The 10,362-nt window shown below is 41.1% G+C and carries 9 protein-coding genes and 1 pseudogene; 5 read left to right on the top strand and 5 right to left on the bottom strand.

What is annotated here, in order from left to right; translation table 11 throughout:
• Positions 1 to 183: 183 nt before the first annotated feature.
• Together ACFE90_RS31220 and ACFE90_RS31215 are read left to right on the top strand one after the other, a co-directional pair.
• Entirely contained in the window at positions 184 to 1,617 is a 1,434-nt protein-coding gene (locus ACFE90_RS31220) for a VWA domain-containing protein (protein WP_375506216.1), read from the top strand.
• Between the two features lie 129 nt (positions 1,618 to 1,746).
• Positions 1,747 to 2,967 (top strand): hypothetical protein, encoded by a 1,221-nt coding sequence (locus ACFE90_RS31215; protein ID WP_375506215.1) that lies wholly within the window; start codon positions 1,747 to 1,749, stop codon positions 2,965 to 2,967.
• 330 nt (positions 2,968 to 3,297) lie between these two features.
• On the opposite strand, the gene ACFE90_RS31210 is transcribed toward ACFE90_RS31215, so the two are convergent.
• From ACFE90_RS31210 to ACFE90_RS31200, 3 genes are all read right to left on the bottom strand, one after another.
• The gene (locus ACFE90_RS31210; RefSeq protein ID WP_375506214.1) at positions 3,298 to 4,374 is read right to left on the bottom strand and encodes an alpha/beta hydrolase family protein; all 1,077 of its coding nucleotides are present in this window, start codon (positions 4,372 to 4,374) and stop codon (positions 3,298 to 3,300) included.
• Between the two features lie 753 nt (positions 4,375 to 5,127).
• Positions 5,128 to 5,508 carry a hypothetical protein gene (locus ACFE90_RS31205; RefSeq protein ID WP_375506213.1) on the bottom strand — a complete coding sequence of 127 codons (381 nt, stop codon included), beginning with the start codon at positions 5,506 to 5,508 and terminating at the stop codon, positions 5,128 to 5,130.
• Positions 5,509 to 5,593: 85 nt separating this feature from the next.
• On the bottom strand, positions 5,594 to 5,935 hold the full coding sequence (locus ACFE90_RS31200) for a hypothetical protein (RefSeq protein ID WP_375506212.1): 342 nt from the start codon (positions 5,933 to 5,935) through the stop codon (positions 5,594 to 5,596).
• Positions 5,936 to 6,110: 175 nt separating this feature from the next.
• Between ACFE90_RS31200 and ACFE90_RS31195 the strand changes: the two genes are divergently transcribed.
• Positions 6,111 to 6,944, top strand: coding sequence for a hypothetical protein (locus ACFE90_RS31195; protein ID WP_375506211.1), 834 nt, complete (start codon positions 6,111 to 6,113; stop codon positions 6,942 to 6,944).
• Positions 6,945 to 6,949: 5 nt separating this feature from the next.
• A complete protein-coding gene (locus ACFE90_RS31190; protein WP_375506210.1) occupies positions 6,950 to 7,588 on the top strand; it encodes a ThiF family adenylyltransferase in 639 nt (212 codons plus the stop codon).
• A 337-nt stretch (positions 7,589 to 7,925) separates the two neighbouring features.
• Here ACFE90_RS31190 and ACFE90_RS31185 read toward each other — a convergent pair whose 3' ends face one another.
• Positions 7,926 to 8,126 (bottom strand): hypothetical protein, encoded by a 201-nt coding sequence (locus ACFE90_RS31185; RefSeq protein ID WP_375506209.1) that lies wholly within the window; start codon positions 8,124 to 8,126, stop codon positions 7,926 to 7,928.
• A gap of 168 nt (positions 8,127 to 8,294) precedes the next feature.
• Here ACFE90_RS31185 and ACFE90_RS31180 point away from each other — a divergent pair, with 168 nt between their 5' ends.
• On the top strand, positions 8,295 to 9,164 hold the full coding sequence (locus tag ACFE90_RS31180; RefSeq protein WP_375506208.1) for a TauD/TfdA dioxygenase family protein: 870 nt from the start codon (positions 8,295 to 8,297) through the stop codon (positions 9,162 to 9,164).
• Positions 9,165 to 9,270: 106 nt separating this feature from the next.
• On the opposite strand, the pseudogene ACFE90_RS31175 reads toward ACFE90_RS31180, so the two are convergent.
• Positions 9,271 to 10,362: pseudogene (locus ACFE90_RS31175) on the bottom strand (serine/threonine protein kinase); the annotation flags it as partial.

Genomic DNA, 10,362 nt, shown 5'->3' with positions numbered 1-10,362 from the left:
GGCAGTTGTTGCCGCGCCCCGATCGCAGAAGCTTACATAACTCTGCACAAGTTATACACAATGCTTCTACAACTTGCGCGGTGATATCGCCTCACGTGCAACATCTGCCTCCTTCAATTTCGGATTTTGGATTGCAATCCAAAATCTAAAATCCAAAATCCAAAATTCCTAAAGGAGGTTCTCATGAATATCGCAGAACGCGATCTGCGTCTGGAAATGCTCAACAGTTTGCTGACAACTCCTCACCGCAAACTTGAGCAAGTCGCAGAAATTCACCAGTTAATTGTTGAACTCGATCCCATCTTCTACGGACATCTGGCAGTCTGGTATCAGCGTCATGGTGATGTCCGCGACCACAAAGAAGTGTTTCTTGCTTACTTGTTAACTAGCAATTTAACTGAACACCGGGATGCTGGATTTATGATCCTGCAAGAGTTTCCACCTTATCAGGTGGCTCGTGTAGTGGACTTCATGAAGCAGCAGCAAAACAAGCTACCTCGTTCGGCTCGGACTGCGGTACGGCGTTACTTGAAGACACGGGAGAACAATCCGGCTCTGTTCGATCGCGCCGCGCTGAGAGGTCGTAAGGCAATGAAGCACTTATATGCTTCACTGCACATCAAGCCAAATGAGCGAGCAAATGCGATTCTGTTTGGCGATACTCCTCCAGAGGGTTCCTTAGCAAATGTGCTGAAGCAGCTTGCGAAGGCTGAAAATGCCGCAGAACAGGCACGGCTGATTGTGGAGTTCAAAATTCCATACACGATCGCAATTGGTACAATCAAGCAACTCACACCAGTTGTATTGGTGGCGTTAATCAATAGCATGTCTCCTCAAGAAGCGATCAACAACCTCAAGTCTCTCCAGACTAGAGGCGCAATGGATCACCCAGAAGTCAAAAAGCTGATTGATTCCAAGCTGGAATCAGCGTCTAAGAGTGGGCGTGTCTCAGCATTCAAAGCACAGATTGCAACAGACGCAGCAGATTTTGACGCAGACACCGTTGCTCGACTGGAAAAAGTGACAAATGAGCAGGTGAAGCGGCGCGGTGCGATCGCTCGTCCAACTGCTTTATTGGTGGACAAGTCTGGTTCAATGGAAAATGCGATCGCGATCGGTAAGCAACTCGCTGCCCTAATATCTGGTATCACTCAGGCAGAACTGTTTGTCTACGCCTTCGACACCATTCCTTACGCTGTTACGGCAAAAGGCAAGGAGTTGACCGACTGGGAGCGTGCTTTCCAGCATATCAATGCAGGCGGTGGTACTAGCATCGGCTGTGCATTGGAAGCAATGCGGAAGAAGAAGCAGGTAGTTGATCAGATAATTTTGGTGACGGATGAGGGCGAAAATGCTGCTCCTTACTTCGGTGAAGTCTACAAGACTTACTGCCGTGAGTTGGCGGTAATGCCCAATGTGGTGATTGTCCGTGTGGGTACTCATTACAACTGGGTGGAGAGTCAATTAAAGCAGCAGCAAGCACCTGTAGATACGTTCACTTTCGCGGGTGACTACTACAGTTTGCCGAACATTGTCCCACTCTTGACGCGCCCCTCTCGTCTGGATTTGCTGATGGAGATTTTGGATATGCCGTTACCTATGCGAGATGATAAGTAGAGTTAAAATGTGGTATTGGTAATCAGCGTCACTGATCAGCAATGCCACACTCTACTAGTTTGAGAAAAACTATAAATTACTGAATCTCTAATATTAAGATTAAGAGAATATCGATAATCTAAAAAATAGATGTCTAACACTCACTATTATTTTAAGTTCAAGGATAAAACAGAAGATGCGATCGTGCCCCAAGTTACTGTTGAATTGCTAAATTTTTATTCTAATCAAAATTTTTCCAGAAAAAAATGGATAAAAAAACCGGAATTTGTTGTTAACTACACACTAGCCAGTAATGATAACAAACAAATACATAGTAAGCCAATAAGTTATGGAATAATATCCAAATATATATATTATAACAATTCTTTTTCATCTGATAGTTTTAACTTATTCCGTTATGAGTGCTTTTGGCTCGACAATACTATCGACATTCAAATAGATTTTCATAAGTTTGCTCCAGGTTCAACTGAAGCTTTAACAATTGTTCTACCTCAAGATCAGATGTATGGTGATAAATATCCTATCCATCTCAAAATTGATAGAGAAGGACACATTTATACCTCAATGCAGAGAGCTTTAATACAGCGTATTATTTCTCTTCGCAATAAATTAGTGATTCAATCAAATGAAGCATTATTAAGCGACTGGATTTTTGATTTGAGAACTTTAATAGGAGATGCGATTTCTCTTGTAGATATAACTCTGCATCAATTCTATAATAAAGCCCAATATGACTTACTCCCTGGATGGAATTTTGATAAGCAAAAAGTTGGTGAAAAGTTTGGCAGGAGATTTATAGACAAACTAAAGTGGATAGGTCTAATTACTGGTAATCCATTAGATAACGCACGTGATGAATTATCTTCCTTTCATAAGCTGAGGGAGATAAGAAATCATCTGATGCACTTTGATCCACCATCTTTAGCAGTACCTTTAGAGGAGGCAGCTATTTGGTTAAATCAAATAATCGATGTTGCTTTTTTAGTCAGGAAAATTCGAGAAAAGATAGGTGCAAATGGCTCTACCTCAATTTTGAACTTCATGTTGCAAAGAGAAGTTATTTTTGTTCCCAAACCATCTTTTACAGCAAGATTACCGCTAAATTCTAGAGACAGTGGTTATCTATGTTCATGTTGGCCAACTGGAGAGCAAGATACAGGCAATAACTTAGATACAGAGGATGATGCAACAAAATCAGTAGCAGAATTACAAATAGCGTCTTCTACACAGTTGTTAGAAATTGAGCAGCCATCTGTATTAGGACGTGAACAGACGGATTCATCAAAAAATTCTTCGCCTTCTACAAAACGCTCAACTCCAAAAGGTTTTGGTAAAGAATTTGCATTATAAAATTAGTGTGATTGCTCAACTCAAATGAGGTGATAGAGCTACATAGACAAGGTGTATAAAGTAGCAGCGATCGCTCTACTCAAAAATCTCTCTTTTCATCTCTTGAAACAGTTGTATTGTACTGTATTATGCTAATATTCTGCGTGCCCCAACTCGTGTGAGCCTACATACTAGTACGAGAGGAAAGGTAACACTGCCAAATGCAGTGGGCGTATGTGAATAGGGAGTACAAATAACTTGGGAGGTGGGCTTAGAAGTAGCCATCCTTAAAAGAGTGTGTAACAACTCACTAGCGAAGTTCCTTTGGATGTTCCACTAAGGAAGACTGTTTTAGGCATTGCTTTTAAAATGACGTTTTGATTCATTTATTCTTTTTCGTAGTTGAGTAATCGTAAAATAAGCAAACAATATCCCTAAAGGTGCAACAGTCGATGCCGATTCAGGAACACGTTTACTCTCTACTGTCACATTGGAGTCAGCAGCATCACCTGTGTAATAAACGTAATTAAAAGCGTCTTTATCATTAAGAATACTTGCACGTAAAAACAAACCACTCCACCGGGCAATTGTTTCAATAGCTACATCTTGATTAAGTGTAGAATTTATCGGGTCAGGAATTGCACCAGCAGGATTATTTGTATTTGTGATACTAAAATGATTGGCACCTTTGATATTAATCAGTGCAGCAGGTGGATTTTTAATTTTGTCATAAGTTAAACTAGCCCGGAAAGGCAGCGCTCTGCCATCACGATCCCCTTGCAGGAGTGCAACTGGTATTCCATCATTGTTAATAGGAAGATAAACATCATTCTCATCGCGAAGATTAGCACCATAGAATGCTCCTGCTACAATTTGTTTGGGTCGTGAGAAAGAATCCGGACAAAGTGTTGGTGTCACGCATAAATTTCCAATTGCAGATAATCCTACAGCGCTGCCTAACGAATGACCCAATAATCCTACTTTCTCTGTATCCAGCAAGCCTACAATAGGTGAACTAACATTCTTATTTTCAACTACAATTTGTTGTAAAGCTGTATCAATTTGGCTAGTTTGGGGTAATAATGCTTCGCCAAATATTGGAGCTATACGCTTGCTGTTTGGCACCACTACTACAAATCCATAGCGTGCAACTTGTTGAGCGTAATTAGAGTAATTTGATTTGTCAACTAGTGCGCCTTGTAGTAGTAGTGCTACTGGAAAGGAATAATTGCTTGTTTTTAAGTCTGTTGGATTAGGATAGTAAATATCAGCTAGATTATTATCTCCAGTAATAGTAGTAGTATAGCTAGCAACGTTGTCAAACACAGGTGTTGGATTAAAGGAAGAAGCAGACGCTATTTCATTAATACCCAATACGAGTAACGATGTGCTTGTACAAACTACTGACAAAGCTTTGATATCCAACAAAATAGATACTCCCTTTCTAAGCAACAAGACGTATTTATTCTAATACTTCTGTTTAAAGTACCATAGTATTTGTACCCTTAATTTTTTTCCTGTAGGTAGATGCTAGGGTGTAACCCAAGAGGTTTTGGAAACTCAAACCCTGTCTTTTACCAATCATTAAAATAACGTTGATATCATTACCGCACTGCGATCGCTGCAAATTTTTAGTTAGGCAACGTATATCTTTTTTGTACTGATTAGTTACAGTAGCAATAGTTATATTTAGTTACGCATACCGAGTGCGATCGCCTATATGAAGGATGCTTCCGTACCATTGCCCTTACGCATGGCAGGTGCAAATGAGCGATCGCTGACGCAGTAGATAATTCAATCATCTTCATCTAGCTTTAGCTCTTGTCTTGTAACCAGGAAAGTAGCATTTTTTTGTAGTATGTTGTATTATAAAAATATCCTGCGTGCCCCAACTCATGGAGCCTACATACTAGTACGAGAGGAACGGTAACACTGCCAAATGCAGTGGGCGTGTGTGAATGGGGAGTACGAAGAACCTGGGAGGTAGGCTTAAAAGTAGCCATCCTTTAAAGAGTGTGTAACAACTCACCAGTGGAGTCCCTCTAGTAACTGAGAACACGCAATGCTCCACCAACTTGCACGGAGGAAATAATGATACTAATTCGTAATTAATAGGCTATTTATAAAAAATATTAAGTAAATGAGGTACGATGAGCCGAAGTTTCCTCATTCAGATTTACTTCAAGTCTTTGACTTTAATACTTGTATAGCTTTAAATCCTTCCCATGTCTGACTGAAAAATACGATGGGAATAATCAAGCCAACTGGTTTACCAGTTTGAATCATATTGTGAATGCCAGTTAAAAAATTCAGCAGCATAAATCCCACTGCAATACCCAAGGCAAGTTTGGATTTACGTTGTACAAAAAAACCTAGAACTAGATAGAGTAAACCAAAAGCTAAAAACGAAATTCCCAATATCATACCTTCAGGAACTTGATTGCCAGCTATTAATGCCAGTAATCCCAGAAAAACACCCAAAACTCCAACTGCGTAAATTGCCCGGTAAGCAGATGCTAACCTTTTTTTGTACTCTGATATTTGTTGTGTTTGGATAGTCATGATTTTGAGATTTATTTTGTCAATTGAAATTTTACTTAATAAATACAAGGCTACTGTACTTACTAGATTAATCTAGTCATAAAATTTAAAAATCGGGAAAAGCTTTTTTCTTCCAAGTATGGGAAATTTTTGTGTATTGACGTTCTAGTTCAGCAGTTGCACAACTGAGTGTACGTACTTTTTCCTCAACCTGACCTAACTGTTTCATAACACTAGCAGCAAACCATAATAGAAAGAATGAAAATACCCCTGCAAAACCTTGATTAAGAATATAAGCAATACCACTAACAAATGCACCAATAAATAAAACTATTTGAACCAGCGCTCCATACATATTAAGACGCACAAGGTTTTTATAATCTTCTAATGATTTTTCATTTGCAATTGTTGTATTTTTTTCTATAAAATTCTCAAATTTAGCTTTCACATAGAAAGATATCACAATCGATAATAAGCACATTCCAATATATGCAAAATGCAAAAACATTGTTTTACCCAATGAAAATAGTTGTCTAATTACTGTTTGATTACAAACAGATGTTTTTTTATATACTCATTTATTGGTAATAATCTTGAGTAATTATGCGTAAAGAGAGATAATTATGACTGATATTCGTAAGCTAATCAACCAAATTGCGATCGCAGAAGCACAGTTACATACCACCCAATTCCTTGCGCCCTGCGTCAAAGGTGGACGAGTTCGCACACGGGTAGCCGGGATGATCTACACTTTCAGTCCAAAGCCTAGTAAATTTGAAGGTTGGGGCATATTTCAGCCTGTAGATGAGAAAACAGCAACGGTTGTAGAAGAAGCAGACTTACCCCAGATTGCGGAATACTTGCAACACTTTCCCCAAGTACGGCTACGGTTAGCACATCAACTGCAAAAACAAACTTGGTTAGCATACCCTGTGAATGAAGCAGATATGCGTCAACGGTTGAAGGTAGTTAAGCCGATCGCAGTCTATTTAGTTAGCGAGGGCGTTACCTTTGAGCAAATTATTGCCCGTTGGAATGGACATTCATGCTGGTTTGAGGAAATCGATCGGCGTACCGATCCGGCAATTTCTGAAACTCTGCAATCTGCCGTCAAGCAACTCGCTTCTGCCGAGGAATTACAGTTTAAGGGCATTACTCCAGAAATCCGCACGGTGTATGAATTAGCAACGCGGCGCATTGAGGGCTTTACTCAACCCCAACAAGATGAAAAGCGACTGAAAAAGGCATTGCGGATGGGCGGTGGTGAATTAAATCAATTCCACGATCGCGGCGATTATTGGACAGTCGATTGGACAACTGCTGATGGTGTTCGCCACACTAGCGCGATCGCTAAAGCTGACTTGACTGTTGTCAGTTCTGGCATTTGTCTGAGTGGACGCGATCGCGATTTTGACTTGCAATCCTTAGTAGGTGTAATGGAACAACAAGAATGGTGAGGACAATGAGCATCTTTTTTCACGAACAGCTTTACCGCAGCAATGCTGTGATGGCAAAACTGAAGAATTATCCTGTAACAATTTGTGGCGCTGGAGCATTAGGAGCTAACATTGCAGAAAACTTAGCTCGGTCTGGTTTTGATCAACTTACAGTGATTGATCGCGATCGCATTGAGGAGCGTAACCTTTCGACTCAGCCTTATTACCGTTCTGATGTTGGAGCCTTCAAAGCGAAAATTTTGGCGAACAATTTATATCGAGCAATTGGTACTAAAGTTGATGCTAAAACTCTTGAGTTGACATCAGCAAATACAACCCAACTACTCAAAGACAGCCAGCTAATTGTCGATGTCTTTGATAATAGTGTGGCACGTCAAGCAGTGAAAAATTATGCTGAACAATTAAGCATTCCTTGTCTTCATGCTGGGCTATCGGTTGATTATGCAGAAGTGATTTGGAATGAAGTTTATCGCGTTCCTTCGGAGGTTAATGATGATGTCTGTGATTATCCCCTGACACGAAACTTAGTAATGTTAACCGTAGCCGTGGCGTGTGAAGCGATCGTTTCATTCATTGCTACAGCAGAACAACGTAACTTCACCATTACCCAAAAGGATTTAACTGTTCAATCTCTGTTTTTGTAGATTACGTAGACGCTCTTAGCGGCTTGTCGCAGACATTGCCCATCAGGATTTACCAAATGCGGGTTTATTACGAATTACGTTAGCGTATCGGTAGCGTTCGCGTAGCGTTTCGTAGAGAGGAACGAGCGTCCGTAGGAGCGTCATTATGAATTAACTAGCTGGAGCTTGTCAAAGAATTAAAAAAGTTATATCTGTCCAAATTCCAGAGGATTTCAATTTGGTGAAGTATACAACCTAAGTCTCAAAACTAGGGATAAAGCCTGTTTTATTTCATAGTTCTGCTGTAAGTAGCCAAACAAGTTGTACACCATGACGATTTTTGTTACTTTTGCTGTGCTTAGTTAGTAGTTTTAGGTTCTTTTTCTGATGAGTAATCTTTCTTAAACCCTTTCAAGTTGGGCTTGATGTCTGGTTTACCTTGTTCTCCCTTGAGGCGATTGTTTTCAGAGAGTAACTTCTGGTTTTCTTCTTCTAAATCTTTGACTTTTGAGTTCAGTTGCTTTGTGAGATTCAATAAAAGTTCTACCGTTTGACGCACAGCATTGTCTGCAATCTCTTTTAGGTAGTTATTTGGGATCGGAAAATTAGCTATTGCATACCCACAAAAACTGTCGAAACAATTCTCAATGATAAAAAGTCTATTTAGACAAACTTTTTATCTAGACTAATTGTCAGTATAGTTTGCTCCAAAAATAATTGCATAGCAATGACTCCAATAACTAAACACCAATCAAGGCTCGGAGTTGAAGTCCTGCGGGGTTGCAATCTTAGCAACCTCACAAATCTAGAGTCGCGTGAATTAAAGGAATCACTTTGGAAAGACGGTGTTGTGGTAGTTAGACAGCAACACATCACTGCAAAGCAGTTGAAAGAATTTTCTAGGAAAACCTTTGGTGACTTTATGTTTGGCTATTCCAAAACCAAAACATTAGATCCCGATATTAGCCCAGACCTGCAAAGCCAGGGTGTGTATATCTTGGGTAATCCCAAGGGACTTACTGAAACACCTGTAGGGAAGTTTGCTTGGGAATGGCATCATGATAAAGATGGCGTCCCCAGCACAGAGGGACTGGATATGAATGCACTATATGTTGTCATGCTTTATGGTGTAGAAGTGCCTCCAGAAGGTGTAAATGGGCAGCCCCATACTACAGAGTTTCTCGACATGATAGAGGCTTATAATAACCTAGATCATCAACATCAGCAGCAGTTAGAGCAGATGTCAATGTATCACTCACCACCAATGTTTTATAAGAGTAGCAATGTAGAGACTGATGTACCGAGGAAAGTGCATCCCATTGTGTCTACTCACAAAGTCACTGGTAAAAAGGGATTATATCTAGGTTCGGACACTGCGATCGCAGTTGGTATGGAAGATAGACCAGAGGAAGCAAAACGTTTCTGGCAGGATTTATTTGCGACTGTTCTAGACTGTACACCAGTCTACTCCCATGTTTGGCAGCCAGGAGATATTATTTTTTGGGACAACTCCCAGGTGATGCACAGAGGTACACCCTATGATGCAACGAAATACAAGCGAATTGCGTTGCGTTTAGGAGTTGTGGACAAGGGATAATTTGAGGCAGCGGAAGCAAGGGGAGGCAGGGGAGGCAGGAGAAGCAAGGGAGGCAGGGGGAGAATTTTGGAAGTTGCTAAATTATCCTGCAACTATGCAACGCGGTTTATTGAGGTGCTGTCTCTGGCGTTAGTGTCGATGTAGGAGTGGGGGTTTCTATGGGAATTGGGGTTGGCGTGGGTGTTTCTGTGGGTGCTGGTGTTTCTGTGGGCGTTGGTGTTGGCGATGGGGGAGGGGTGGGATTTTCTGCTGTAATGCTGAGTTGATAATCTATTGGTTTCGATGCTGTGGAAACCACGACAAACTCGTAAAATCCGTTTTCTGGTAATTTAGTTGACAAACTTCGCTCTTTAGAATCTTCTAAAAATTTGATTTTGCCAGAGGGTGAATAGACTGATAATAAAACTTGGGAATTTGCTTGTAGCTTCAATCCCAAAGATTGCTCTTTGGCAAGTCCAGCGATGAATACTTTACCACCACCAGGTTGGAGAGTACCACTGACTGTTTTGCCAGTAGCCCCCGGATCAAAGACAAGTTTCTGGAAAGCGCTACCAGCAAGGATAGCACTGAGTTGATCGCTAACAAATCCGTACCAGACTTGTCCAATGGGCTGATCTCGAAAATCTTTACCACGCTGTTCAGGGAATACATTTAAAAATGCTGCATCTCCCAAATCATACAAAGAACGACTACCAACGTTGATTTTGTTGACTTCCACTTTCCAGCGATCGCGTTCAGCACTTGTATAAGTTCCCAGTTGTCGGCGTGCATTAGAACTCAGTGGCGCTAATTTTTCCAACAATTCTGAGGCTGTTTTATCCCATTCTGCCCGTAAACCTTCATCTTCAGGGCCATCGCTGAGAGTGCGTGCTCGTAAACTGGGATTTCTGTCCCAAAAAACTTGATTCACCAAGTTCACGTAAAAGTTAGAGTTAATACCCAACTGTTGACGGCGATCGCTTAATCTTTCTTTACGCTGCCGTTCGGCTGGTGAATATTGCGCTAAAGGATCGGTCGATTGCTCACTGGTTGGGGTTGGGCTGGCTGTAGGATTAGGTTTGTCCCCTATATCGCGGTTGCTATTGAGTCCCCACCAAACTAATCCAACAGTACCGGCTATCACCGCCGCCACTAGGAAGGTTTTTGTTGGTGTCCACCAGCTTGTGGGCTGAGGGGATGGGGGAGATGAGGGGTATGT

It is taken from the genome of uncultured Nostoc sp. (genome assembly GCF_964245445.1).
In the GTDB taxonomy this organism is placed as follows: Bacteria; Cyanobacteriota; Cyanobacteriia; order Cyanobacteriales; family Nostocaceae; genus Nostoc.
The sequence above is the reverse complement of the archived record's forward strand: the minus strand, read 5'-3'. Positions and strand labels throughout refer to the sequence as shown.

Coding starts and splice junctions, on each gene's coding strand:
- ACFE90_RS31195 (WP_375506211.1), top strand. CDS start 6,111: ATGACTGATATTCGTAAGCTAATCAACCAAATTGCGATCGCAGAAGCA.
- ACFE90_RS31190 (WP_375506210.1), top strand. CDS start 6,950: ATGAGCATCTTTTTTCACGAACAGCTTTACCGCAGCAATGCTGTGATG.
- ACFE90_RS31215 (WP_375506215.1), top strand. CDS start 1,747: ATGTCTAACACTCACTATTATTTTAAGTTCAAGGATAAAACAGAAGAT.
- ACFE90_RS31205 (WP_375506213.1), bottom strand. CDS start 5,508: ATGACTATCCAAACACAACAAATATCAGAGTACAAAAAAAGGTTAGCA.
- ACFE90_RS31220 (WP_375506216.1), top strand. CDS start 184: ATGAATATCGCAGAACGCGATCTGCGTCTGGAAATGCTCAACAGTTTG.
- ACFE90_RS31180 (WP_375506208.1), top strand. CDS start 8,295: ATGACTCCAATAACTAAACACCAATCAAGGCTCGGAGTTGAAGTCCTG.